Below are 25664 nucleotides of genomic sequence, written 5' to 3' on the forward strand. Positions count from 1 at the left end.
AGCCATGGACTTATCGTTATAGATTGCCATTCCAACCAGTAGCCATGCCATCGACTCTAAAGTGAGCTTTCGCTTTCTTAGAGTAACCGTATCAGTGAGTTCGTAAGCACTATTGATAAGTTCAATGGGCAAAAGGTCTGCGAGTGTTTCAACTTGATTTGGTTTGTAACTGTTAATAATGTTGAGGGCTTGAGATACGTGCATAAAAAAATCCGATAAACAGGGTCTATCGGATTTTTACATATAGAGGGGATCATTCAACTGATCCGCCGATTAAAGTCTTAACTGATCGGCATTAGAGCTATTGCTCCCTTTTTTAAGTTATAAGCATGATTTAAAAACGTCTTTTTGGCACTCTTAGTTGCGAGTCAAATTCGTCAGGGAATAAAATAGTACCGTCATCTTGTTCAGTTGGAAAAACGGCAATCAGTAAGTCATCTTGTTCAAGGCCTGGCGTCCAGCGGCTCAACCAATCTTTGACGGGTATCGCTTTGGGCTCGCAATCTTGCCACTCTCCGGTTGCCCAACTTTGTGCAAACTCACGGCTAGGCCAAACGGGTACGCAGTCATCGTCTTCATTGGTAAGCATTACACAGCCGTGCTCATCATTAAGGATCCAAATCTGTTTAAATTCGTGAACCATTTCAAACATATAAGCGAGTCGTTTTTTTGTACCAAGGGCAAGGATTTCGTCTAATTCTGTTTCAACACGTTTTGCAGTTGCATTATTCATGACAGGCTCACTCTTTTTAGTTATACACAGCATTATCTTAATCATAAGGTGATAAATTAATATGACAAGTAATAAAGCGATTATCTCTGTGCAATGAATGGTGGTTAATGCGCCTTCACGGCTATTAACGTAAGCGGCCAGCCATTGGTGCATTCGTTGTTTATAAATTAGATAGTTGTTGGTTCGGTATGTGTTGATTTCGCACTTGTCGATTTAGATTTAAGTAACTGAAATCGTTCACTGGAAGGTGGCACCAATGCAAAAGATAAATCATTTATCCACGAAGAATTAATATTAACAGTGACATAAGCAGGGTACACGTGCACTTTTTCTACAACAGTAATCGTGCTGATAACGCTGTGAGTTGGGTCGTTAGGAAGGGTCAATTTATCGGGATGAGTAAACCTACAAAGTGGGATTATGGGGCAGGACAGTTAATTTAACACTGAGCTGTTCAATGAAGTCATGGTTACTTGCTGTGATTGTAAATATATATTTTCCAGGCTCAGTTGCTTTATGTGTATGTGTAATAAGAGAAAAGTGGTCTCCTAAATTGATCTGCTTTTTTGTAAGATAACTATTCGCTATTGGCGTGGCGACATAGTAGTTATTAATAGTGCGAGTGCCGTGAGTTAATTAAGAAGGGCACAATATAAATCATCGGCAAGCAGCTGTAGCGCTTTCGGATCGCTATTAGTGAGCGCATAAGTACGAATACCATAAATACCCATAACTAAAAAGCGCGCCAATTGCTGCGCGGTTTTACTGCTTTTAAATTCGTTGTTATCAAGGGCTTTTTGAATTTGTTCGGCAAGCGTATTTTCGTAGGCATTTAAGTTGCCACGTAGCACGCTGCAAATTTGTGGATCGTTGCCTTCTACCTCTGAAATACTCTTGGTGAGCAAGCACACTTTTGCTACTTCGCCTTTGATACACTCATCAACAATGAGGGTCAGATAATTTTTAAGTGTCTCTAAAATAGGTTGTTTATTATGAAATAGCGCTGTGAACTGTTGATTACGATCTTTTTGATATTGTTCTATAGCTCTTAAAAATATTGCTTTTTTATTGCCAAAGGCGCCGTACAGCGAACCGGGGTGAAGGCCAGTAACGTGCGTTAGTTTTTGCATGCTGGTTTTAGCATACCCAAACTCCATGAAGGCTAGCATGGCTTGTCTTAACACATAGTCATTATCAAATTCAGCGGTTCTCATTACGTCAACTTTTTGAGGTCATTATTTGCAGTCTACTTAATCTTGAACAAATATTCAAAAATAGCCTTGAATAATGATTCAAGAATCCCTATCTTGAATGTACATTCAAAAATAATTGAGACATTTATGGCTACTGATTTATTAACTCCCTTTAGGTTAAACGACACTATTGAATTGCAAAACCGTGTATTAATGGCACCGCTTACGCGCTGTATGAGTGATGATGATTTAGTCCCCACTCAAGCAATGGTTGACTACTATGCACGCCGTGCCGATGCCGGTTTAATCATTAGTGAAGCGACAATTATTCGCCCTGATGCACAGGGTTACCCAAATACCCCAGGGCTATTTACCAGCGAACAGATTCAAGGCTGGAAAAAAGTCACCGATGCAGTGCATGCGAAAGGCGGCAAAATGTTTGCTCAGCTTTGGCATGTAGGGCGTGTGGCTCACCCTCATTTTTTTGGTGGTGATGTACTTGCTCCTTCGGCAATCGGTGTAGAAGGGTCTGTGCCACGCATGCGTGAATTAACTTACGTGACACCAAAAGCAGCAACCATTGAAGACATTCAAGGTTTAATTGCTGATTACGCTAAAGCGGCTGAAAACGCTATAGAAGCGGGCTTTGACGGGGTTGAAATCCATGGTGCAAATGGGTATTTAATTGATCAATTCTTACACTTCGCTGCCAACCAACGCGATGACCAATACGGTCAAACACCTGAAAATATGTCACGTTTCGCCTTAGAGGTGGTAGATGCTGTAATCGCAGCCATTGGCGCAGATAAAACAGCATTACGTTTATCTCCGGGTGCATATTTTAATATGAGTGAAGATAACCGCGATAAGGCCGTGTTTGATTATTTATTAACAGCGCTTGAAAGTCGCAATCTTGCCTATCTTCATGCGGGTATTTTTGATGACAGTATGCGTTTTGCAAGCCTTGAAAATAAAACGACATCTGAATACTTACGTAGTGGATATAAAGGGACATTAGTGGGTGTAGGTAGTTATACGTTTGAGTCAGCTAATCAGGCAATCGATAACAACCAATTTGACTTAATCGCGATTGGACGCCCCTTTATCGCAAACCCAGATTACATTAGTAAAGTTACCCATGGTGAAGCATTAACACCTTACAGCGAAGAAATGCTGGCAGAACTTATCTAATCTGCAGATCGCTTAAATTGTCACCTAAGAGCGTACTTAGGTGACTCTTATACCTATCCCATCTAATTAAAATATCTTACACTGTGTCAATTAGTTAGTTTCAAGCAAGGACAGTGTAAAGTGCTGAATATAATTCAATCAAATCGCATGGAAGCACTGCAAGCGCGGTTTCACGCTCTTCTTAAAGTTAATCCGTTAACGAGTCCATTCAAAAAAGAAATTGTGCTTGTGCAGTCACCCGGTATGTCGCAGTGGCTAAAAATAGGCTTAAGTGAACATTTAGGCATTGCCGCACAGGTTGATTTTCCACTGCCATCTAGTTTTATTTGGCAGCTGTATCAGCAACTATTGCCCGATGTGCCCAGTGAATCTCCCTATAATAAAGCAAACCTTGCGTGGAAGCTGTTTGCTATTCTGCCTGATTGTATTGATGAGCCGTTGTATTTACCTCTAAAAACGTATTTAGATGGCGATACTGATGGCCAAAAGACCTTCGCATTATGTGAAAAAATCGCCGATGTGTATGACCAATACCTAATGTATCGTCCACATTGGATTGCCACGTGGGAGCAGGGCACAGATCAACTCGATGATGTTGATATAGGCATAGCACCTTGGCAGCCTGACCTTTGGCGTAGGCTGGTGGCGCACAGTAAACAACTTGGCCAAAGCCAATATCATCGTGCCAATATGCAAGACCAATTACTCGCTGCGCTTGAAACGATGGATAGCAGCTTATTACCCGAGCGTATTAGCTTATTTGGTATTTCGGCGATTGCCAGTAGTCAGCTTGAAGTATTCCAAGCCATTGCGAAAAAAACGCAGGTGTTTCTGTTTTTCTTCAATCCAAGCGAGCACTATTGGGGTGACACTTTAGATGAAAAAACGGCTGCTAAAATTGCTGCAAAATATGCCAAACGTCCGCACCTAGATGCGCTTGAAGACCACGCAAAAAATCCCGACCATGAGTACTTTTTTATTGGCAATCCGCTGCTATCGTCGTGGGGGAAATTAGGCCGAGATTACTTTGAGCAATTATTGCAGCTAGACGCGCAGTGGTTAGATGGTTTTGAGAATGAATTTGATGACACTTTATTATCGCAAATTCACGCCGAAATTTATCAATTAGCGTTTAAAGGCGAATCGCTTACACCCGATAAAGAATGGTTTATTAACGATGAAGGTAAACTGCCAATTAAAGCAGGTGATACCAGCATTGTGCTCAGTGACTGTCACACGCCACTGCGTGAAGTAGAGCGGCTTCATGATTACTTACTAAATTTGTTTAACCAAAACCAACACTTAACGCCGAAAGATATTATTGTGATGATGCCCGATGTTGGCACCTACAGCCCGTATATCGAGGCCGTTTTTGGTGGTGCAGAAGGTCGTCGTTTTATTCCTTATGCGTTAGCCGATTTAGCCATTGAACAAGAAAAACCTGTACTGAGTTCATTTGCAAGTTTGGCCGATTTACCTTACTCACGGTTTGGTGTGTCTGACATTCTTGATTTACTGCAAGTCACACAAATAGCCGAAAAGTTTAACTTAGAGGCTCATGAATACGAACAAATTGGCTTTTGGCTTGAGCGAGTGGGCGTTAAATGGGGCTTAGATGCCGCGCATAAAGACAGTTTTGGTCTTCCTGCTATTGATTTAAATACCTGGCAGCATGGGTTAAACCGGTTACTGCTAGGGGTGGCACAACGTGATGAGCACCTGCCATTTTCGGGAATTTACAGTGCCGATGAAGTCGAAGGCATGGCGTTAAATACCCTTAATAAATTAATTGAATTTATTGATGTATTGGCTCGTTATAAAGAAAAACTACACGATGATGCACCATTAAACGAAAAAGCCGCGATTTTAAAAGCCCTGCTTGGCGAAATTTACAGTGATGAGGGCGAGCAAAGCTGGGATTTACTGGTACTGCAAAAAGTGCTTGATACGTTAATTAAGCACTACGAAAACGGTGATTACCAAGGGGATGTTTCGCAGCGTATTGTTAGCTATTTAGTGAAGCAAGGTATTCAAGAGAAAGGCGTAGGACAGCGCTTTTTAGTTGGGCAAGTGAACTTTTGTACGTTGATGCCAATGCGTGCCGTGCCCTTTAAAGTGGTGTGTATGCTGGGTCTGAACGATGCCGATTACCCTCGTACCGTGCAGCCCATTGGTTTTGACTTAGTGCCGTATTCAAAACGCCAAAAAGGCGACCGTTCGCGTAAACTAGATGACAGGTATCTGTTTTTAGAAGCCATTTTAAGCGCCCGTGAAAACTTATATATCAGTTATATTGGGCGCTCGTGTTTTGATAACCAACCAAGAATGCCCTCAACACTCGTCAGTGAGCTGTTAGAATACATCGCCCGTAGCTTTAAGTTTGACGATGAAAAAGACTGTCACGCAGCACTGCCCGAGGCGCTGATTAATTATCAGCACTTGCAACCGTTTAATCCTGCTTATTATCTCAAGACTAAACAGCCTACGGTAACACAATTACACAGCTATAACCCGGTGTGGATACCCGCTCAAAGTATTACGCCAGAGCCACAGCAAGACCTGTGTGTATCACCCGAGCAAATTGTTGAGCTAAACCAGTTTATTCGCAGTGTGTGTCAGCCGCACGAAAGCTTTTATCAGCAGAGTTTGGGCTTAAGGTTGCCGCAATTTAATGATATTGCGAAAGATGAAGAGCCATTTAGCCTTGATGCACTGCGTCGCTATTTCTACTTAGATGAAATTTTAGAAGCCAGTATTCTAGAAACACCACTTAATAAAGCGCAAATCATGCAACGCGGTGAGTTGCCCCAAGCGCATGTTGGCGATTTGGTGTTTGAAAGTATGCAGCACCGTGTTGATGCGTTAGCAGGGCAGGTGAAAGCCCATATTCAAGATGATGAGTTGCTGCCAATTGAAGTCAAAATAACTCTTGAAAATACCACCTTAGAGGGCTGGCTTAACCACATTTACGGGCAAAAACAGGTGTTTTATCGTACCGCAAGCATTAAAGCCAAAGACGTGATTAAGGGCTTTATTCAGCATTTAGCTGCACAGATCATGGGCCAACATGTTGAAACCTTAATACTTGGTTTAGATAAACAAATTAGTTTTTCAGCGCTTTCACAAGACGATGCACGTGGTTATTTGAACGATTGGTTTATGCTCTATAAAGCATTACTTACACGGCCAGTGGCATTTTTTCCAGTAAGTGGCTACGAGTACATTAAAACAAATAAAGACATGGCAAAAGCGAATAATAAATTTGCCCCGCAATATATCGGTGTAGGTGAAGGAGAAAACCCCTATATTCGCCTAACCATTCGGAATCTAAAAGACTGCGAAGACGAGTTTATTCATTGGAGTGAGCTGCTTTTATCGCCGCTGGTTGAATTAGCGCAGGAGGCTGACCATGCAAACGCTTAATCCTATTAGCATGGAGCTTTGTGGGCAAAGCCTGATTGAAGCCAGTGCCGGTACAGGTAAAACGTACACTATAACGGGGTTGTATTTACGTTATATATTGGGCTTACAAAAAGCGACGGACGAAGATGGCACTGCGCTTTTAAATACCCCGCTCAGTGTTGAACAAATATTGGTTGTTACTTTCACTGAGGCGGCTACTCAAGAAATAAAAGACCGTGTGCGCGCACGTATAATCAATGCCAGAGATGCACTGCTGGGCAAAAATCCTGAAGATGAATTAATTAGTCAAATTATTAATGAAGTTAATGACAAACACGCGGCGTTTGATTTACTCGACGCTGCGGCCAAATCAATGGACGAAGCGGCGATTTTTACTATTCATGGCTTTTGTCAGCGCATGCTCAAACAGCACGCATTTGAGTCGGGTGTAGCGTTTAACTTAGAATTTATTTTAGATGAGCGAGAGCTCATTCAAGAAACACTCAATGATTTTTGGCGTGCCTTTGTATACCCACAGTCAAAAGCGCGCACAGAAGCTATTACTGATATTTTCCCGGTGCCAGCGTCGATGTATCCGCACGTGGTCAGTTTGCTCAGCAAACAAGGGGCGATTATTACCCCTGAATACAACCTTGATGAAATATGGCAAGCACGCGATAACTTTGTCGCAAAAGTACCTGCTTTTAAAAAAGCATGCCGTGACAGTGAATTTATCAATGCTGTAAAAGCGTCTGATCTGAGTGGTTCTAAAACGCCAGGCCGCAAAAACAGCCTTGCAGCGCTTGAAGAATATCTAAACAATGACGACACCTTTTTTGTATTTGGCACCAGCAAGTATTCGTTTGAAGTTTGGAGCACAGAGAATTTAAGCGACCCTGCGAATTATAAGAAAAACGGCAGTTTGCTTAATCACGCAATGACGACACAGTTTGATGAAATGGCCAAACTGAGTAGCCTTATTAATAACGGCTTGAATATTGCGATAGTGCAATATGCAACAAAATGGGTTGCGAATGCACTTATAAAACGTAAGCAGGAGCAAGGGGTTATCACCCCTGATGATTTGCTAACTAACTTGTATCAGGCACTTTGTAGCGACCAAGGAGACGTGCTAAGCGAAAAAATAGCGGCCTTATTTCCTGTTGCCATGATAGACGAATTCCAAGATACCGACCCAGTGCAATACGGTATTTTTAGCCGCATTTATAACGCCAAAAATACCACACTCGCTATGATAGGCGACCCAAAGCAGGCTATTTATGGTTTTCGTGGTGCAGATATTTTTACCTATATTGGTGCCAAAAAGGCGGTTGTTGCGCAAAAACAATACACATTAGACACTAACTTTCGCTCAAGTGAAGGGGTGGTCGAGAGTGTAAATCGCATTTTTTCTAAAAACGCTAATAGCTTTATTTATAACGATGCGATTCCGTTTCAAGCAGTTCATGCAAAGGGGAAGCCTGAAAACAAAGCGTTTTTAATCAATGGCGAAACCACCAATGCATTTGAGTTTTCAGTGTTTGTTGATGAATACGCTCAGGCTAATAATAAGCCAACCAGCAAAGGGGTTGCCCAGCAGGCGCTTGCCCAGCACTACACACAAAAAATCACACGCTTACTTAAGCAGGCGCATTCAGGTGAAGCCACAATTGCTGGCAAAGCGGTCACCGCTGCCGATATTTGTGTATTAGTGCGAGATAGAAACGAAGCACAACTGATGAAGTCGGCGTTGAGTGAGGCAGCCATTGCCAGCGTGTATTTATCTCGCGATAGCGTGTTTCAGCAAGAGCTTAGTCATCATTTATTAAACTTTTTAACAGCGCTTCATGGTCAGTACGATGAATCATTATTGCGCGGCGTACTGGCAGGCCCCTTGTTTTGCTTAAGCTATAACCGTATTTATGCGTTACATGAAAACGAAAGCGAATGGCAAGAACATTTAAACTTTTTCGCTCAGCTTTCACATATTTGGCATAAGCAAGGTGCGATGGCGATGCTTGAGCGCTTACTGAGCCACAATCAACTCGCTGCACGCTGGCAGGGGCTTGGTTATAACGTGGAACGTTGGCTGACAGATTTTCGCCATTTAGGTGAAATCTTGCAGCAAAAGCAAATTGAACTAGAAGGCACTCACCGATTATTGCGCTGGTTTGCGCAAAAGGTCAGCCAACAAGAGGGTGAAGCGGTGCAAGTTCGTCTTGAAAGCGATGCCAATTTAGTAAAAATCGTCACGATGCATGCTTCAAAGGGCTTGGAATATCCGATAGTGTTTATGCCGTTTGCTTGTGGCTACCGTGAAACCAAAGAAGCGCTTTATCATCATAACGGAAAACTGGTTTACGACCTTGCTAACAGTGATGAGGCCTTACAAAAAGCAGAGCAAGAACGCTTAGCTGAAGACTTGCGTTTATTGTATGTGGCGTTGACCCGTGCGGTACATTTTTGCTCAGTCGGTGTGTATAACATTGCACAAGGGCGCAGTAATCGCCCTGGTATACAAAGTACCAGTATTGGTCATGTACTGTTTGCAGGGGAAGAAATTAAATCGGCTGATGAGTGGCACAGGTTATTAAGCGATTTTTGTGCTCAGTCGGCGCATATGCATTTTGAAGCTTTTACGCAACCCGATGAGGTCACTGTGCTTGACCTAAGAAGCACAGATGCTGAGCAGTCATATCAAGTCAACACACTCGAAACCCACATTGAACGAGATTGGCGTTCAACCAGCTTTAGTGCATTAACCTTTAAAAAGCAGACTGATCATATTGAACTGGGGCGCAGTGATGAAGATCACGAAAAAGATGAATTTTTAGCGCAGCAAGCAGTGCAACTAACCCCCTATAGTTTCCCGAAAGGTGCAAAGCCGGGCAGTTGTTTACACGAAATATTTGAGCAATTGGACTTTACGGATCCCTATGCATTGAAACGACCTGACAACGAGCGTGACGACCATGCTCTTGATAAGGTAATAACAAAACTGTTTGCCAAGTATCACATTGATGATAGTTGGGAGGCAATGACCGAAAGCTGGATCAATGCCGCTTTAAAGTGTCCACTAAACGATAAAGGGCTTTGTTTATCGGCGCTTTCGCCTGAAGTGTGTTTAGTCGAAATGGAGTTTAATTTACCGTTATTATCGCTTTCAAGTGATAAGTTAAATCAAATTTTGGTAAAGCATTTTGGTTTACCGGGCAAACTCGACTTTACTGATGTGCAAGGTTTACTAAAAGGCTTCATCGATTTAATTTTTTGTTGGCAGGATAAGTATTACATTCTTGATTATAAGTCGAACTTTTTAGGCAACAGCGCAGCTGATTATCAACATGATCAGCTTGAGCAAGCGATGAGCAGTCACCAATATCATTTACAGTATTTGATTTACACTGTTGCACTGCATCGCTTATTACAACAACGTGTTAAAAATTACGACATAGAGACCCATTTAGGCGGCGTGTATTACACCTTTTTACGGGGCATGAGTGATGGCCAAGGGGTGTACTTTAATCAGCTTACAAAGCAGCAAGTAATTGAGCTGGATAGTTTATTTGCACGAGGAGCAATGTTATGAGTCAGATGACATTTGGCTTTGATGAACGTGAACCAGAGCAACCTCGCAAACACAAAGAACCGTTAAAGGAGCCTGTACAGGCATTAGAGGGGACTGAGGTTGAAATGAAAACACAGCCCTTACTGGACTTTTTGTTAGAGACGAAACGTATTCGCTTAGTGGATGTAAAACTTGCTGAGCTTTTAATAGGCACTGATACCTCCCAGAAAAATGAGGTGTTCTACCTTATTTTGTTGCTTGCCGTCGCTCAGCAAAGCCAGCATAGTTGCTTAGATTTAAACGCTATTAATTGGCAAAATCCGTTTGCAATTAGAGAACAGGCAGTATCGGAGGCAAGCATTGCTGCACCTGATATTATTTCGCCGTTTTCAGAAAACTATGACGCGCAGCAAGCTGAAACACAGCTCATGGCTGCAGCTTGTGTGGGTGATGACAAGCCACTGCTGCTGTTTGCTAATAAGTTATATTTTGCGCGATTAGCTCAGTATGAAACTGTGTTAGCGTCACGTTTGAGTCATTTGGCAGCAAAACCACTAAACATCGATGAAACGGCGTTAACTGCGCTTTTGACAGAGTATTTCCCTGATGAAGCTCACCGTGAAGACCCCGCAGATCCTATTAAAACGTTAAATTGGCAAAAAGTAGCGTGTGCCATAGCCGCCACCAAAGGCTTTAGTGTGATTACCGGAGGGCCAGGCACCGGTAAAACCACAACTGTCACCAAATTATTAGCTATTATGCAGTCGTTGTATGCCAGTGCACCGTTGACAATTAAGTTGGTTGCACCCACGGGTAAGGCCGCGGCTCGTTTAAGTGAGTCAATTTTGGGAGCGAAGCAAAAACTCAGTATGATCCCAAAAGACATCGCACCGCTTATTCCTGAAACGGCACAAACGATTCACCGCTTACTTGGCGTGATTCCGCACACGAATAAATTTCGCCATAACAAACGTAATCCACTGCATTTAGATGTGTTGATCATTGATGAAGCCTCCATGGTTGATTTATCGTTAATGGCAAAATTAATTGAGGCGCTGCCAAGTCATGCTCGGTTAATTCTGCTGGGAGATAAAGACCAATTAGCCTCAGTTGATACTGGCAGTATTCTCAGCGATTTATGCCAAGGATTAACACTTGAAAAAATGCCCGCCTACAGCCAAGCGCGGGCAGAGCAACTCAATCGGGTGTGTTTTAATAATCGCGCCGTGCTTTCACACAGTGAAGACAGTTACTTGTTAAGCGACTGTATTGCGTTTTTACAGCAAAGCTACCGTTTTGACGGCAAAAGCGGCATAGGTCAATTAGCGCAAGCTGTTAATACCAATAGCCAAGGGTTACTTGGGTATGTTGAGCAAACGGTGAACGAGGGCGGCTTTAGCGACCTTAAACTTAATTACAATGTGATTAACAAACCGATTGAGCATTTTGTTCAGTTAGCAGCCCAGCATTATCAGGCGTATTTAACACTGATACGCGAAGGTGCTGGGGTGGCTAAAGTGCACAATGCTTTTTCTGACTATCAATTACTGGCAGCGGTGAAAGAGGGCGATTATGGCGTAAACAGCCTTAATCTTCGAATTGAAAAAGCACTTTCACAACAAGGGCTTATTTCACCGTATCAGCGCCATTACCTGGGCATGCCCATTATGATCAGCCAAAACGATTATCAGTTAAAACTGTTCAATGGTGATATTGGTATTTTAATGCACGATGAGCAAGGTCAACTAAAAGCAATGTTTATTGATGAGCAAGAAAACATTCGTGCTTTTTCGCCAGCTCGTTTACCCGCTCACGATAAAGTGTATGCCATGACTATTCATAAATCGCAGGGCTCTGAGTTTGCGTATACGGCGATGATTTTACCGCCAATAAATCAAGCAAACCAAGGGATTAACAGACAGCTTGTGTACACGGGGATCACTCGTGCAAAAAACACCTTTGAGCTGGTGGCAGATAAAAACGTGTTACTAATGGCAATGAATAAATCAGTTACCCGAGCATCGGGTTTATTCGATAGGTTAAAACATGCAGCTAGTTAGCGTGACTGATGAGCATTTAACTAAGCTAATGGGTTGGTTTAACACAGAGGCGGAGCTGCGTATTTGGTCTGGGCCATTTTTTAACTTCCCATTTGATGCACACAGCTTTAAACAAGATTTAAATCTTGATGAACTGAACTCATACGCGCTGGTAAATAATGAGGGCCAGATGTTGGCTTTTGGCCAATATTACTTACGTGAAGGATGCTGTCATTTAGGACGTTTGGTCGTGGCTTTGAATATGCGGGGGCAAGGGCTTGCAAAAATACTGATTAATTTATTAAGCGAGCAAGGCAAACAGCAATTGCACTGTAATACAGTGTCGCTGTTCGTATATACCCACAATACCTTGGCCATTGCAGCTTATAAAAAATTAGGCTTTCAAGAATCCAAGTACCCAGCCCTAATGCCTTTGGCAGATTGTATCTACATGGTTAAATAAAAAGAGCCGATTAGTTCGGCTCTTTTTACAAGATTATTATTTAAGATAATCAACTATTTAAGGTAATCAACCACTAATTGCGTCATGGCGTTGACACCCAATTGTAATGCTTTCTCGTCTGCAAAAAAGTGTGGTGAATGGTTACTAGGCGCTGTTACGGCATCTTGACCTTTTGGCGTAACTCCTAAAAAGAAGAACATTCCTGGTGTTTCTAAGGCATAGTAACTAAAGTCTTCTGCCCCTGTTATTAATGGCGTTGTGATCAGGTTTTCTTTGCCAACCACACCTGCAAGTGTTGGTGTCATTTTCTTGGTTAATTCAACATCGTTCACGGTGACTGGGTAACCGTGATCAATGTGAACATGCGCTTCTGCGCCACCTGATTCAGCCACCATTTCGGCGGTTTTAGCTAAGCGTTTTTTAATATCAGCACGCATCTTTTGATCAAAAGTACGAATTGTACCGACCATTTCAACTTGATCAGGGATTATATTATTACGTACACCCCCATTAATGGCACCAAAAGAGACAACAGAAGGGGCTTTTGTTACATCAACTTGGCGTGATGCAATGGTTTGCGTTGCCATAATAATTTGTGATGACGCGACAATGGGGTCAACCCCATTCCAAGGACGCGAGCCATGAGTTTGGCGACCTTTTACAGTAATCGTAAACTTATCGGCGCTGGCCATTAGCGGCCCTTCACGAAAACCAATTTGCCCTGTGTTTAGTGAGCTGGTGACATGTAAACCAAAGATGGCTTCGGGTTTTTCTTTAAATAAGCCTTCTTTTAGCATTAGTTCAGCACCCCCTTCTTCGCCATCGGGTGCACCTTCTTCTGCAGGTTGGAATACAAATAGAATATCGCCAGCGAGATTATCTTTAATTTTTACCAAAGACTCAGCAGCAGCCATTAAGATTGCGACATGATTATCGTGGCCACAGGCATGCATAACACCCACGGTATTACCTTTATATTCAGTTGTTTGTGTTGATGCAAAAGGTAAATCAACTTGCTCTTTAACCGGCAGGGCATCCATATCTGCACGAAGCGCGATAAGTGGCCCTTTTTTGCCGCCTTTTAATTTGGCCACCACACCGGTGTGAGCTACGCCTGTTTGCACTTCTAGTCCTAATGAGCGAAGGTGTTTAGCAACATACTTTGCCGTTTCAAATTCACGATTGCTCAGTTCTGGATATTGATGCAGATGGCGGCGCCATTTTATGACCTTTTCACTGACACTATTGTTGGCTGATTTAAGTTCTGCCTCTATATCACTGGCAAATGCAGGAGCAGACATAGCACTGAGCAGTAAGCTGGTCGAAAGTAGTTTGTTAAACATCCTGTATCCTCTTATTATAAGTAATTGCACTCATAACAATGTAAGTATAAATAATTGAATGAACAAGACCTTTCGATAATTAACCACGATAAATGGTTTAAAAATCGCAGCCAAGAGTTTAAGCAACACTTACTTAAAAACGCTAAATTAATCACGTGTAATGCAGGTGATGCCTTATTTTTGCGCGGTGATGAAAATACGGGTTTGTATTGTGTAATAAGTGGGGTGTTACGTGTATCGGGCGTAAACAAACAAGGTAAAGAAGCGGTGCTTAGTTTTGTAACAAGTGCCATGTGGTTTGGTGAAGTGGCGCTTTTTGATGGCGGCAAACGCACCCACGATGTGTATGCCCATACTTCAGTGCGCCTTATACATGTGTCTGAACGAGCACTCACTCAATTGCTGAACGAACACCCGATATACTGGCATGACTTTGGGGTGTTATTAACCGAGAAAGTGAGAAGTTTGTTTGATTCTTTAGAAGATCATGCGTTACTTACGGCAAAGCAAAAAGTCAGTAAGCGACTGTATATGTTGTGCCACTCATCGGGGCAAACTAGGTTGCCACTTTCTCAGCAACAACTTGCCGATATGACTTATTTAACACGGCAAACAGTGAATCAAATATTACAATCATTGCAAACAGAGTCAGTTATTAGTCTTAAGTATCAGATAGTTGAAATAGAAAATTTAGATAAACTCTTAGCTCAATGTTAGCTTGGAACTAAAATTGCTACATCTTTTCAGACAAGTTTAAAGGACGATTACGTGTGGCTATTACTTTTCATAACCAATATAAAGCTTATCATTACTCAGGCACTAATAAACTTGAGCGAGCACTGGATGTATCAGAATCAAAATTGATGCCTCAAACGTCTTCTGATGCACAAAGTCTATTAAGAAAACAACCCGAACCAAGTTCATTTTTAGAGACAGCAAACGAAGCTCTTGTTTATCAGCGCTTAGGGGTAGATAAAGAGAAAATCGATGAAATCAAAGCACAAATAGAAAAGCTTGCGGAACAAATGCAACAACAAGGTGCAGATACCAAAGCACTGCAAGAAAAAATGAATGAGTTGCAAGGCATGCTTGATGAAGAATATCAAAAAGGACGCGAGCGCATGGATATGCAGCCAGAAGCCGAAAAAGGCAAGGTCATCGATGCGCTAATTTAATGCAGTTACTTTAAAATGTCGGCTAGTTGACATTCTTAGTGGTAAATTTTCTGCTAATCTGAGTTTTGAACACAGTTTTGGCAGGAATAATAATGAAAACTCTCAAACAACAGCTGAGCAATTACGCCCTTTATCACCGTTCAAAACGCAATATCTATACACATTTTATTGGTATTCCCTTGATTGTGTTTGCCATTATTTGTTTATTGCAACGCGCAACAATCATGCTTGAACCCGTTACGTTAACAGTGGCAAGTATTGTTATTGCGATTACGTGCCTGTATTACTTAATGCTCAGTGTTTCTATGGGGCTAATTATGGCTGTGTGCTTTGCTTTATTGAGCATTATTGCACAGCCTGTCGTTGTGCTTTCAACAACAATGTGGCTGGCTGTGAGTGTGGGCTGCTTTGTGGTGGGTTGGCTATTTCAATTTATGGGTCATTACTATGAAGGTAAAAAACCCGCCTTTGTTGATGACATTATTGGCCTCGTTATTGGGCCCTTATTTGTTGTCGTAGAAGCCTTAATCATACTTGGTTTTTATAAAGATGTTGCTGATTACATTGAGCAACATGCAGGTCCTCATAAAGCGTGATAACAGCAATAATAACAATAAGAAAAGGAACACACATGAATTTAAAAGATAAAATAGTTTGGGTTACGGGGGCATCATCAGGTATTGGTGAAGCACTGTGCGAACAATTGGCTGCAAAAGGGGCAATCTTGGTTTTATCTGCCCGTAATGAAGATAAATTAAAAGCGCTAAATACACGTTTAGGCGGAATGCATCATGTTGTGCCACTCGATTTAGCAGAGCCTGAGGCGCTGCTTAAAGAGATGCCTGCGGTTGTTGAACGTATTAAGCGCATTGATGTGCTAATTAATAACGGCGGGGTGTCGCAGCGCAGTTTGTTTTTAGAAAACGATTTCAGTGTGTATCGCCAGTTAATGGAGGTGAACTACTTTGGCCTTATTGCATTAACGAAAGTGGTCGTGCCGCAGATGGTTAAACAAGGTATGGGCATGGTTGTATCTATAAGCAGTGTGGCGGGTAAAGTTGGCTCTAAATTCAGAACCGGTTACTCGGGCTCAAAATATGCGGTTGTGGGGTTTATGGATTGTTTGCGTGCTGAACTGGCAGATAAAAATGTCAATTGTTTAACAATCTGTCCCGGATCAATCAAAACAGCCATTGCGCATAATTCGTTGGATGGGCAAGGTAAACCACAAAATAAACCCGAAGAATCGATTGAAAATGGGATGGATGTTGGCAGAGCTGCTGCGAAAATGATCAAAGCCATAGAAGCGGAAAAGGATGAGGTTGTCGTTGGTGAAGGGATCAGCGGTTTAGCGCCGACAATTAAACGCTTTTTCCCTCGCTTTTTTAATCGACTAACGGCACGAATGAATTACCGGTAAAAGCAAAAACGTGACCGTGAATGATTATTAATAAAAAACACGCAATTAAATTGCGTGTTTTTTATACTGTGAGGTGAAATTATTTGCACTTTAATCGATAAAAGGCATGCGTTAGCTATGGTTAAACGGGGAGGTATTAGCATACAATGGAGAAAAAGTAGTCCAAACAAGAGAGAACAACAATGGCCGCATTTGGTACTGTATTTATGCCACACATGATCCAAGCACGCTTTGCAGACAACACATGGAGTGAAAGCGCGCTGGTCCCATCTGATAAAATCGAATTACACGCAGGTGCTCACGTATTACATTATTCAAGCACGTGTTTTGAAGGATTAAAAGCATTTCGTCACGAAGATGGCTCGGTCTATATCTTTCGTATGGACGCAAATATTGCCCGAATGAAGCAAAGCTCAAAGCTATTAAACTTGCCTGATTTTGATGAAAGTATGCTTGAGCAAATGATCAAAGACATTGTTAAAGAGTACGCAGACGAAACGCCAGCCCCGCCGGGTTCAATGTATATTCGCCCAACTCATATTGGTACAGAAGCGGCAATTGGTAAAGCGGCTGCGCCTTCAATGAGTTCATTACTGTATGTGCTTCTTTCGCCTGTAGGTGATTATTTTGCAGGGGGTGCAACAGCACTTCGTGTATTACTTGAAGAAGACGGCATGCGCTGTGCGCCTCATATGGGTATGGTAAAAAGTGGTGGTAACTACGCCAGTGCATTAGGCCCTATTTTACAAGCACGCTCTGAGCATCAGGCTGACCAAATATTGTTCTGCCCAGGTGGTGACGTACAAGAAACGGGTGCTGCCAACTTCATTCTTATTGATGGTAATGAAATTATCACCAAGGCACTTGATAGCACTTTCTTACACGGTGTTACGCGTAATAGTATTTTAACTATTGCCAGAGATTTAGGTATGACGGTGTCTGAACGCAACTTTACCGTAAGTGAATTACTAGAGCGTGCCGCTAAGCCAGGTACTGAAGCTGCGCTTTCAGGCACTGCTGCAGTGCTGACGTCTGTTGGTACACTTATTCATAACGACCAAGAGTATAAAGTAGGCTCGGGCGAGCCGGGTGAGAAAGTGGCGAAGTTACGCCAAGCATTGAATAATATTCAATGGGGTAAATCACCGGACAACCACGGTTGGTTGACTAAAGTATAGGCACCTTTTTATTGCAGAGCCACGCACTTGCGTGGCTTTTTTATTGGTATTTTACATTGGTTTACAGCCTAGGCTGTGTTTAACCGCAAATTGCTAGACTTTCTATTTCATTAACTCTATTTTCTGTTTGTTAACAATAACTAAAAAGTATGAAGATTATGATTAAGAAGACGCTTGCATGTGCAATTCTAATTGCACTGGCTGGTTGCAGTGAATCAACCACAACGAAGACTGAACAAACAGTAAAAATTGCAGAGGTAAAAGCTGCCGTGAATTATCCTGAAACTAAAAAAGGCAATGTTGTTGACGAGTATTTCGGTGAAAAGGTTGCCGATCCTTACCGTTGGCTTGAAGACGACATGAGCGAAGAGACGGCGCAATGGGTTAAAGCCGAAAATGAGGTGACATTTTCTTACCTAAAGAATATTCCTTATCGAGATGAATTAAAAACGACTCTCGAAAAGCTAATGAACTATGAAAAAGTCACTGCGCCGTTCACTGAGGGCGAGTACACCTATTTCTACAAAAATGATGGCCTACAAAACCAATACGTTGTTTACCGTAAAAAAGGTGACTCAGAGGCTGAAGTTTTCCTTGACCCTAATACATTCAGTGCTGATGGCACAACCTCTATGTCGGGATTAACGTTTACCGAAGATGGCACGCTAGCTGCGTACCAGATTTCAGAGGGTGGAAGCGACTGGCGTAAAATTATTATTATTGATACTGCCACTAAGCAGCCTATTGAAGAGGCGTTAGTTGATGTGAAATTTAGTGGTATTTCGTGGTTAGGAAATGAAGGTTTTTATTATTCAAGCTACGATAAGCCAAAAGGGAGTGAGCTGTCGGCTAAAACTGATCAACATAAAGTGTATTATCATAAGCTTGGCACTTCTCAAGCGGATGATCAGTTAGTTTATGGTGGCACAGAAGAACAAAAACATCGTTATATTGGGGCTGCTGTTACCCGTGATAATCGCTACTTGATCATCTCGGCAAGTACCTCAACATCTGGTAATAAACTGTTTATTAAAGACTTATCTAATCCAGATAGCGAATTGGTGACAATTTTAGACAACACAGATTCTGATACATCCATTATTGATAATGATGGCAGTAAATTGTATTTGGTAACAAACTTAAATGCACCGAATAAACGTGTTGTGACAGTTGATGCGAATAATCCAAGCCCAGAAAACTGGCAAGATCTTATTCCCGAAACAGACAATGTATTGAGCCTGACTAAAGGGGGAAATTACTTCTTCGCTAAGTATATGGTCGATGCTATCTCGCAAGTTAAGCAGTACGATAAATCAGGTAAGTTAGTTCGCGAAATCAGTTTACCAGGTGTAGGCACAGCCTATGGTTTTAGTGGCAAGCATGACGCTGACACGCTGTATTATTCTTTCACGAATTACACGACGCCGGGTAACACTTACTCATTTGATATTGAGTCAGGGCAATCGGATGTTTATCGCAAGTCGGGTGCTAAATTTAACAGCGACGAGTACGTGTCTGAACAAGTGTTTTACACATCGAAAGACGGCACGAAAGTACCGATGATTATTTCGTATAAGAAAGGCACTGAACTTAACGGTAAAAATCCAACGATTTTATATGGCTATGGTGGCTTTAATGTAAGTTTAACACCAAGCTACAGCCCAACAGTTGCAGCGTGGCTTGAGCACGGTGGTGTGTATGCAGTTGCTAATATTCGTGGCGGTGGTGAATATGGTAAACAGTGGCACATTAATGGTACACAGCTTAAAAAACAAAATGTATTTGATGATTTTATTGCGGCTGCAGAATATCTAAACGATAAAAAATACAGCTCGCCAGACTATTTAGCTGTGCGTGGTGGTTCAAACGGTGGCTTATTAGTTGGTGCGGTTATGACCCAGCGCCCAGAGCTATTCAAAGTAGCATTACCGGCTGTTGGTGTACTGGATATGCTGCGCTATCACACATTTACAGCGGGTGCAGGCTGGGCGTATGACTACGGTACTAGTGAACAAAGTAAAGAGATGTTTGACTACTTGAAAGGGTATTCACCTGTTCATAACGTAAAAGAGGGGGTAACGTACCCTGCAACGCTTGTGACGACAGGCGATCACGATGACCGTGTTGTACCTGCTCATTCATTTAAATTTGCCGCTGAGTTACAAGCAAAAGGTGCAAAACAGAACCCTTACCTGATCCGTATTGAAACTAACGCGGGTCATGGCGCGGGTACACCAACCAGTAAGATTATTGATCAGTACGCTGATATCTATGGTTTCACGCTTTATAATATGGGTGTTAAATCACTTTAATTTAATGAGTGGTAACAAAAACGCCGAGCAAAATTGTTCGGCGTTTTTTGTTTTAAACGATCGTTTTTAAACGCGTATTTTATAAATCGATTCCCAAAGCAAAAATCATTTTATAGTCTTCCTTTTCAGGCACCACGGCATTCTCGTCGGCAATCGGGTCTGCTAAGTAATCCCAAACCAGAGAGATATCAAAATCAATGTCGTCAGTAATATCAATCTCGAAACTTGCCATAGCGTATTGAGAATCTCCTCCTGTATCACTTTTGGCCGTGAGGTAGCGATAATTGAAGGTAAAGTCGATTTTTTTAGTAAGTTCATGCTCAAAATTAGTGCCAATAAAGTAAGACATTGACGCATTACTTTTGTCTTCACCGGTGGTGACAGTATCAAATTCAGTTTTTTGATACGCAGGGCCAGTTGAAAAATCCCACTCAGTTTTGTCGGTATCCATCACGTAATAACCGACACCTGCGCCTACAGTGTATTTATTAGCAATGTTTTGAAAAGGGTCACGGTAATATTCAAAAAAGATAGGACGGAAATACATTTTTTGAGTGTAAAACCAGTCGAACGTGCCATTGGCTCTAATGTTGTTTTTAGTTACTTGTTCATCGCTGGTGGTACGGTAGCCTAAAAACTCGGCTAAAAAGCGACTCGATGCCGTACGACGTTTAATATCGGCTCTGGCAGAGTATTCTGTTTGGTCTGTATTACCTCGCGATAAATCAGCACCCAAGGAAATTTTTACTGTCCACGCGCTGAGCTCACTGTCGATTGAAGGGGCAATCGACACTAAATCACGATAGCGATACTTTGCCGGTAAGTCACCGACCTTTACATAACCGCCTGATATATTAAGTGTGCCACTGAGTTCTGTGCCGTCGTTAAAGCGTACTGTGTGATGGCGGTCAGAGACAATCATATAGATATCTTCACGGTCAATTACGAGGGTGTCGAGTACATCACTGTCAAATTCAAGCTCTTTATCGTACATTGTGATAAGTTCACCTTTGAGCCATTCACCTGAGTTGAGCCTTACCCAGTCAAATTGACTGGCATCTTTAATGATGACACCACGCTCTTCTAACAGTGGATCAGGCAGGGATTCATTTGCGAAGCAAGTTAAAGGAGAGAGTAAAAGCGTGCTAATAAGCAGGTATTTTTTGAGCATTATTCCAATCCATGTTTAATAAAATGCGAAAGAAAGTTGTTATAGTAATTAGGTACTAATTAAATACTAGCTCAATATTTTACCCTCTTCAAAGTCCTTAAGCAGAGGGTAAAAATAGGCGTTGATAGGTTTTATATGCGTATTCGTCACTCATCCCCGATAAGTAATCGCAGATAATACGCATTGCATTATCACCTTGTTGGTGTGCATTTAGCCACATTTCTTGGGTGGTTTCTGGTAGTAAACGCATTGGATCACTTGCAAACGCACTGAACAGTTCAATGAGTAAATTTTGCCCTTTAAATTCAACTTGCTGCATTTTCGGTTCACGAATTAAACGTTTAAATACAAAGTGTTTTAACACATTAAGAATGCTTGCAAATTCGTCGGGTAAACTAACCGTGTATTGCAAAATTTCTGATTCGAAATCAGCATTTTGCACCACTAAATTGGCGTGAATTATAAAAGTATTAACAAGCTCACCGATGGCATCTTTTCGCTCATATTCATGGTGTGAAAAAAGGCGCGCCGTAATAGAGCTTAAATGCGTTGTTAACCATGGTGAGTTTAGTGCTTGTAACTGCGTTAATGCATGGTTTTGCCAATCAGCTAATGTGAGTACTTCTGTGGCGATAGCATCTTCCAGGTCATGAACAGCATAAGCTATATCATCGGCGAGCTCCATGATGGCAGAGTCAATCGATTTATAGTGTGTTTTTGCTCTGAATTCATCAACGTTATAATGGCGACTTAAAATGTGCTGATCGTTTTTTGATAGTGGCGCGACAATCCAATCAAACACATCTTTGTCGTCTTTGTATAAGCCTTTTGCAGGACGCCAGTGATCAGCTTTAATAAAGCTGCGCTGCTCAGAGAGCGGTGGAATGGTGTGCCATAAGTCATCAATAAAAGCGGGGTATTTTATAAAACCAAGCAAAGTGCGGCGTGTTAGGTTCATACCATAGCCATTGCTGTATGGCTCAAGCTTAGAAACAATTCTTAGGGTTTGCGCATTTCCTTCAAAACCACCGTGTTCACGCATCATGTAATTAAGGGCTATTTCACCACCATGACCAAAAGGAGGGTGCCCAATATCATGAGCAAGGCACAAGGTTTCAAGTAAGCTACCACTGGGGAAATGGCTAAAATTTGGGTGTTGTTTTTTAAGGTGGCGCAGTAGACCACTGCCTATTTGTGCGACTTCAAGAGAATGGGTGAGGCGAGTACGATAAAAATCGTTTAGGCCAATGCCCATTATTTGAGTTTTAGCTTGTAAACGTCTAAATGCTGCCGCGTGAATTATACGAGAGCGGTCAACCTGCCAGGCAGTGCGGTTGTCGTTTGGGCGATATTTTTGCTGATCAATGATACGCGCTTGCCAAGACTGGCACATAAATAGAACCTTATAATTATTCGCTCAGTTGCCCTTTAGTATACGCAAGCACTTGAAAATTGCGAGTAAATTGGACGTGATTCGCAGCAAGTCATGTTGAGTTAGGGCAAAAAAATACGCTGATATTCGCGAAAAAATTAGCTCTTTGATATAATCCGCCTTTATGTGTGCGTGGCTTTACCGCACATGAGTTGTAGTTTATTTGAGAGAATACATGCTTAAGTACGTTTTTCGAGGTTTACTTACCGCTTTTTTTGCATGGGCGTTATTATCGCCTTTCATGGATCAAGATGTTGCAGTGGAGGAGGCCGACCAAACCGAGGCAACTCAACAGGGTAAACAGCGAGTAATTAAAAAAGAAAAGCCATTACATAATGTAAAGCTGCCTGACTTTGCGGGCTTTACTGATGTAAAAGAAAAGAAACAGGCGTTTTTTGATTTTATTCGTCCCCATGTTGAAGCTGAAAACAAGAAAATTCTACAGCAGCGTGCCAGCTTAGAAATTGCACGTATGATGCTAGAATATAATGAGCCTCTGACGAGTAAGCAGCTGTCTGATATTAAGAAAATTCTTACCAGTTATAAATTACCAACAAGTATTGATGTATTGTCTTTGACACAAGCACTGCGTCGTGTTGATATCATTCCAAAAGAACTTGCCTTAATGCAGGCGGCGAATGAGTCAGCATGGGGAACATCGCGTTTTGCGCGTATTGGCTTAAACTTTTTTGGCCAATGGTGTTATAACAAAGGCTGTGGCATGGTACCACGACGTCGTGCAAATGAGGCGGCTCATGAAGTGACGGCATTCAAATCTGTTCGTGCTGCTGTAAGCTCTTACTTTAAGAATATTAATACCCATGCGGCGTATAAAGATTTACGCACAATCCGCGCAGATTTACGTCGCCAACAAAAACCGATTGAAGCGACAAAACTAACCCAAGGGTTGTTATCGTATTCTGAGCGACGTGAAGCATACATAGAAGAATTAAACACGATGATTAATCAGAACAGAGCATATTTTGATGAATAAAATCTTTTTATTGTTAAAAGTGGTGGGTGTGATCAGTGCATTAAGCGTTACGAGCTTTAAAGCAACTGCCAGTGAGTTTGTGATTGCATATGACGGTTTTTACGACCGTTTAAAAGTCGTAAACAAGGGGGAGTTTCAGTACGCACAAGTTAACTTTTATTTAAGTGATATTGCCACTAACGAAGTATGTACGATTAAGTCAGGTAAAATTCTGACCGAAAAACAAGAGTTCGATTTAACGTACACCGACAATGCACAGCTGTTATTGCCTTTTGATAAGCAGTTAGACACGGATAAAGCTGTGATTGTCGTACAGCCTAAAAACCCTCAGCATGATTGCCAATTAAAGCTGCAAATTGAAGCAACAGAGCTTAGTAACTTTGCACTAACAAAAGCGAATTTATTTGAGCTTAACCAAGAGTTTGATGAGCTTTTATCTGATTTATCGGGCTTTTTTGTTAGCAAACTAATGTGGTTTTTATTACCTGAGCAACAAGGAGTCGTACTTAAATTTGACGCTCCTGCAAATATGTCGGGTGAGGGGGTTAGCTGTAAAGAAAACCGCTGCACGATTAAAATCACTGATGAGTGGCAAGATGATAAGACTCTGCTTAATAGCAGTGCAAATCTTATTAGTGCAATGCCGTGGATTGTAAAATAGCTGAGTCATCTTTTTGATAGCATAGCTTATTATACAAAAAAGGATCTTTACAGGTCCTTTTTTGTTGCTTTAAATTACGCTTTAATGATTTATACCATTTTGCAAAAATACTTAATCATTTTGAGTGATTAAACCAGTCGCTACCTACGTTAAAAATTTCTGATTTACGACTGCATGGATGCAGGAGGTAGAGCAATGCAGGAGCAATTGCCGAGAACAACTAAATAACTAAATTTTTGCCTTGTTATCAACGCGGTTTTATTGCCTCAAAATAGACCACTTAATTAAGCACAAGGTTATTAATCTGAAAAATCTATATCTAACACTATCTCTTAAATACAAACAAAGCATGTCACATAAATTGATTTGGTGGATAAGGACGTTCGAATGTATCTCAATGAGGTATCTAAACTGTATGGGGCAACACAAAGAGCAATAAGGCTCTATGGATCAGTGGGATTATTGACTGTTTCTAGGGTTGGAAAGTATCGAGTTTATAATCAAGAGAATATTTATTTAATCAAATTAATAAAAGAGGCTCAAACTCTGGGAGTTGCACTGTCAGATATGGTTGCTTTGAAGGGAGAAAACGAGGATTTTGATTGGCAGGCTGTCAGCCATTGCCTTATTCAAAAGCAAGCTGCAGTCGAAGAAAAGATAAAGGAGCTTGAACTTCAAAGAGAGCGCATTAAAAATTACCGAATTTCAATTGATAAGTGTATTCAAGAACTTGACTCTTACCCTTAGGTGAGAGTTTACACTGTGTCCTCACTCTAAATGGATATGTCAGTGTATGAAAAGAATATTAGTAATCAATGCTAACCCCAAACTAACCAGCCTGTGTAAATCTTTAGCGGAACAGTATGCAGCAGTTGCCATAAAAAAACATGACGTTAAGCACGTGAATATCGGTGACTTAAATTTCGAAATCAATTTAGCCGAAAGCTATGACAAAGTGATTGATTTAGAGCCTTGTTTAGCAGATCTCCAAGAGAAGATTCTGTGGTCTGAGCATATTGTGATTGTTAGTCCTGTTTGGTGGGGAACCATGCCTGCTAAGTTTAAAGGGGCGATTGATAGAGTTTTTTTACCGGGGTTTTCGTTTAAATATGTCGAAGGTAAATCAATACCGAAAAAGTTATTAAAAGGACGTACATCAGAGTTATTAATAACGTTAGATACCCCAGCTTTTTGGTATAAATACATTCAAGGGAATGTTATCTATAAGAACTTTAAACATTGTATTTTGGACTTTTCTGGCATTAAAAATAAAACCACTACATATTTTGGGCCAGTTATAAATTCCAGTAGCAATAAAAGAAAAGTCTGGCTTGAGAAAGCAGCTCGATTAGGAGCGAAAGTTAGTTAGATAATTTTTTACCAAAAATA

20 protein-coding genes and 1 pseudogene are annotated in these 25664 nt (G+C 41.5%); 15 read left to right on the forward strand and 6 right to left on the reverse strand.

The window, feature by feature from the left end; all coding sequences use genetic code 11:
* The 3 genes from BWD47_RS04085 to BWD47_RS04095 all read right to left on the reverse strand — a co-directional run.
* A partial coding sequence (locus BWD47_RS04085) for a transposase domain-containing protein (RefSeq protein WP_178387078.1) occupies window positions 1-204 on the reverse strand: 204 nt, incomplete at its 3' end.
* A 130-nt stretch (window positions 205-334) separates the two neighbouring features.
* Window positions 335-733, reverse strand: a complete 399-nt coding sequence (locus BWD47_RS04090) for a DUF2750 domain-containing protein (RefSeq protein WP_074989413.1) — start codon at window positions 731-733, stop codon at window positions 335-337.
* A gap of 632 nt (window positions 734-1365) precedes the next feature.
* Window positions 1366-1947, reverse strand: a complete 582-nt coding sequence (locus BWD47_RS04095) for a TetR/AcrR family transcriptional regulator (RefSeq protein ID WP_036967802.1) — start codon at window positions 1945-1947, stop codon at window positions 1366-1368.
* A 126-nt stretch (window positions 1948-2073) separates the two neighbouring features.
* Here BWD47_RS04095 and BWD47_RS04100 point away from each other — a divergent pair, with 126 nt between their 5' ends.
* The 5 genes from BWD47_RS04100 to BWD47_RS04120 all read left to right on the forward strand — a co-directional run bounded on the left by BWD47_RS04100 (window position 2074) and on the right by BWD47_RS04120 (window position 12589).
* Entirely contained in the window at window positions 2074-3117 is a 1044-nt protein-coding gene (locus tag BWD47_RS04100) for an alkene reductase (protein ID WP_075593470.1), read from the forward strand.
* Window positions 3118-3237: 120 nt separating this feature from the next.
* A complete protein-coding gene (gene recC / locus BWD47_RS04105) occupies window positions 3238-6540 on the forward strand; it encodes an exodeoxyribonuclease V subunit gamma (RefSeq protein ID WP_075593471.1) in 3303 nt (1100 codons plus the stop codon).
* Window positions 6527-10108 carry an exodeoxyribonuclease V subunit beta gene (gene recB, locus BWD47_RS04110; protein ID WP_075593472.1) on the forward strand — a complete coding sequence of 1194 codons (3582 nt, stop codon included), beginning with the start codon at window positions 6527-6529 and terminating at the stop codon, window positions 10106-10108. Before recC ends, recB begins: the two co-directional genes overlap by 14 nt.
* A gap of 5 nt (window positions 10109-10113) precedes the next feature.
* On the forward strand, window positions 10114-12147 hold the full coding sequence (gene recD / locus BWD47_RS04115) for an exodeoxyribonuclease V subunit alpha (RefSeq protein ID WP_083633640.1): 2034 nt from the start codon (window positions 10114-10116) through the stop codon (window positions 12145-12147).
* Complete coding sequence (locus BWD47_RS04120) at window positions 12134-12589, forward strand: N-acetyltransferase (protein WP_036967814.1); 456 nt, start codon at window positions 12134-12136, stop codon at window positions 12587-12589. The genes recD and BWD47_RS04120 overlap by 14 nt, the downstream gene beginning before the upstream one ends.
* Before the next feature lie 53 nt (window positions 12590-12642).
* Here the strand turns inward: BWD47_RS04120 and BWD47_RS04125 are convergent, their stop codons facing one another.
* On the reverse strand, window positions 12643-13932 hold the full coding sequence (locus BWD47_RS04125; protein ID WP_075593473.1) for an amidohydrolase: 1290 nt from the start codon (window positions 13930-13932) through the stop codon (window positions 12643-12645).
* Between the two features lie 54 nt (window positions 13933-13986).
* Here BWD47_RS04125 and BWD47_RS04130 point away from each other — a divergent pair, with 54 nt between their 5' ends.
* The 6 genes and pseudogenes from BWD47_RS04130 to BWD47_RS04155 all read left to right on the forward strand — a co-directional run bounded on the left by BWD47_RS04130 (window position 13987) and on the right by BWD47_RS04155 (window position 20017).
* Window positions 13987-14649, forward strand: coding sequence for a Crp/Fnr family transcriptional regulator (locus tag BWD47_RS04130; protein WP_065978513.1), 663 nt, complete (start codon window positions 13987-13989; stop codon window positions 14647-14649).
* Between the two features lie 53 nt (window positions 14650-14702).
* Window positions 14703-15107: a hypothetical protein gene (locus tag BWD47_RS04135; RefSeq protein ID WP_075593474.1), complete on the forward strand. Its 405-nt coding sequence runs from the start codon at window positions 14703-14705 to the stop codon at window positions 15105-15107.
* A 92-nt stretch (window positions 15108-15199) separates the two neighbouring features.
* A complete protein-coding gene (locus tag BWD47_RS04140; RefSeq protein WP_075593475.1) occupies window positions 15200-15703 on the forward strand; it encodes a DUF962 domain-containing protein in 504 nt (167 codons plus the stop codon).
* A gap of 35 nt (window positions 15704-15738) precedes the next feature.
* Complete coding sequence (locus BWD47_RS04145) at window positions 15739-16527, forward strand: SDR family oxidoreductase (RefSeq protein WP_065978510.1); 789 nt, start codon at window positions 15739-15741, stop codon at window positions 16525-16527.
* A 176-nt stretch (window positions 16528-16703) separates the two neighbouring features.
* Window positions 16704-17705 (forward strand): annotated as a pseudogene (locus BWD47_RS04150) (branched-chain amino acid aminotransferase); the annotation flags it as partial.
* A gap of 158 nt (window positions 17706-17863) precedes the next feature.
* On the forward strand, window positions 17864-20017 hold the full coding sequence (locus tag BWD47_RS04155) for a prolyl oligopeptidase family protein (protein ID WP_075593477.1): 2154 nt from the start codon (window positions 17864-17866) through the stop codon (window positions 20015-20017).
* A gap of 79 nt (window positions 20018-20096) precedes the next feature.
* On the opposite strand, the gene BWD47_RS04160 is transcribed toward BWD47_RS04155, so the two are convergent.
* On the reverse strand, window positions 20097-21188 hold the full coding sequence (locus tag BWD47_RS04160; protein ID WP_083633631.1) for a YdiY family protein: 1092 nt from the start codon (window positions 21186-21188) through the stop codon (window positions 20097-20099).
* Between the two features lie 97 nt (window positions 21189-21285).
* Window positions 21286-22581, reverse strand: coding sequence for an anti-phage deoxyguanosine triphosphatase (locus BWD47_RS04165; RefSeq protein ID WP_036967839.1), 1296 nt, complete (start codon window positions 22579-22581; stop codon window positions 21286-21288).
* A 214-nt stretch (window positions 22582-22795) separates the two neighbouring features.
* On the opposite strand from BWD47_RS04165, the gene BWD47_RS04170 reads away from it, so the two are divergent.
* The 4 genes from BWD47_RS04170 (at window position 22796) to BWD47_RS04185 (ending at window position 25644) form a co-directional block, all read left to right on the forward strand.
* Complete coding sequence (locus tag BWD47_RS04170; protein WP_075593478.1) at window positions 22796-23614, forward strand: glucosaminidase domain-containing protein; 819 nt, start codon at window positions 22796-22798, stop codon at window positions 23612-23614.
* Between the two features lie 82 nt (window positions 23615-23696).
* Window positions 23697-24275: a DUF2987 domain-containing protein gene (locus BWD47_RS04175; protein ID WP_371915636.1), complete on the forward strand. Its 579-nt coding sequence runs from the start codon at window positions 23697-23699 to the stop codon at window positions 24273-24275.
* A gap of 387 nt (window positions 24276-24662) precedes the next feature.
* Window positions 24663-25022 (forward strand): MerR family transcriptional regulator, encoded by a 360-nt coding sequence (locus tag BWD47_RS04180; protein WP_075593480.1) that lies wholly within the window; start codon window positions 24663-24665, stop codon window positions 25020-25022.
* Between the two features lie 46 nt (window positions 25023-25068).
* Complete coding sequence (locus BWD47_RS04185) at window positions 25069-25644, forward strand: NAD(P)H-dependent oxidoreductase (RefSeq protein ID WP_075593481.1); 576 nt, start codon at window positions 25069-25071, stop codon at window positions 25642-25644.
* Window positions 25645-25664: the final 20 nt, after the last annotated feature.

The organism is Pseudoalteromonas sp. PAB 2.2 (assembly GCF_001938575.1).
Classification (GTDB): domain Bacteria; phylum Pseudomonadota; class Gammaproteobacteria; order Enterobacterales; family Alteromonadaceae; genus Pseudoalteromonas; species Pseudoalteromonas lipolytica.

Excerpts from the sequence above, each read along its gene's own strand:
- BWD47_RS04090 (WP_074989413.1), bottom strand. The coding sequence starts at position 733 with ATGAATAATGCAACTGCAAAACGTGTTGAAACAGAATTAGACGAAATC.
- BWD47_RS04095 (WP_036967802.1), bottom strand. The coding sequence starts at position 1,947 with ATGAGAACCGCTGAATTTGATAATGACTATGTGTTAAGACAAGCCATG.
- BWD47_RS04100 (WP_075593470.1), top strand. The coding sequence starts at position 2,074 with ATGGCTACTGATTTATTAACTCCCTTTAGGTTAAACGACACTATTGAA.
- recB (WP_075593472.1), top strand. The coding sequence starts at position 6,527 with ATGCAAACGCTTAATCCTATTAGCATGGAGCTTTGTGGGCAAAGCCTG.
- recD (WP_083633640.1), top strand. The coding sequence starts at position 10,114 with ATGACATTTGGCTTTGATGAACGTGAACCAGAGCAACCTCGCAAACAC.
- BWD47_RS04120 (WP_036967814.1), top strand. The coding sequence starts at position 12,134 with ATGCAGCTAGTTAGCGTGACTGATGAGCATTTAACTAAGCTAATGGGT.
- BWD47_RS04125 (WP_075593473.1), bottom strand. The coding sequence starts at position 13,932 with ATGTTTAACAAACTACTTTCGACCAGCTTACTGCTCAGTGCTATGTCT.
- BWD47_RS04140 (WP_075593475.1), top strand. The coding sequence starts at position 15,200 with ATGAAAACTCTCAAACAACAGCTGAGCAATTACGCCCTTTATCACCGT.
- BWD47_RS04145 (WP_065978510.1), top strand. The coding sequence starts at position 15,739 with ATGAATTTAAAAGATAAAATAGTTTGGGTTACGGGGGCATCATCAGGT.
- BWD47_RS04155 (WP_075593477.1), top strand. The coding sequence starts at position 17,864 with ATGATTAAGAAGACGCTTGCATGTGCAATTCTAATTGCACTGGCTGGT.
- BWD47_RS04160 (WP_083633631.1), bottom strand. The coding sequence starts at position 21,188 with ATGCTCAAAAAATACCTGCTTATTAGCACGCTTTTACTCTCTCCTTTA.
- BWD47_RS04165 (WP_036967839.1), bottom strand. The coding sequence starts at position 22,581 with ATGTGCCAGTCTTGGCAAGCGCGTATCATTGATCAGCAAAAATATCGC.
- BWD47_RS04170 (WP_075593478.1), top strand. The coding sequence starts at position 22,796 with ATGCTTAAGTACGTTTTTCGAGGTTTACTTACCGCTTTTTTTGCATGG.
- BWD47_RS04180 (WP_075593480.1), top strand. The coding sequence starts at position 24,663 with ATGTATCTCAATGAGGTATCTAAACTGTATGGGGCAACACAAAGAGCA.
- BWD47_RS04185 (WP_075593481.1), top strand. The coding sequence starts at position 25,069 with ATGAAAAGAATATTAGTAATCAATGCTAACCCCAAACTAACCAGCCTG.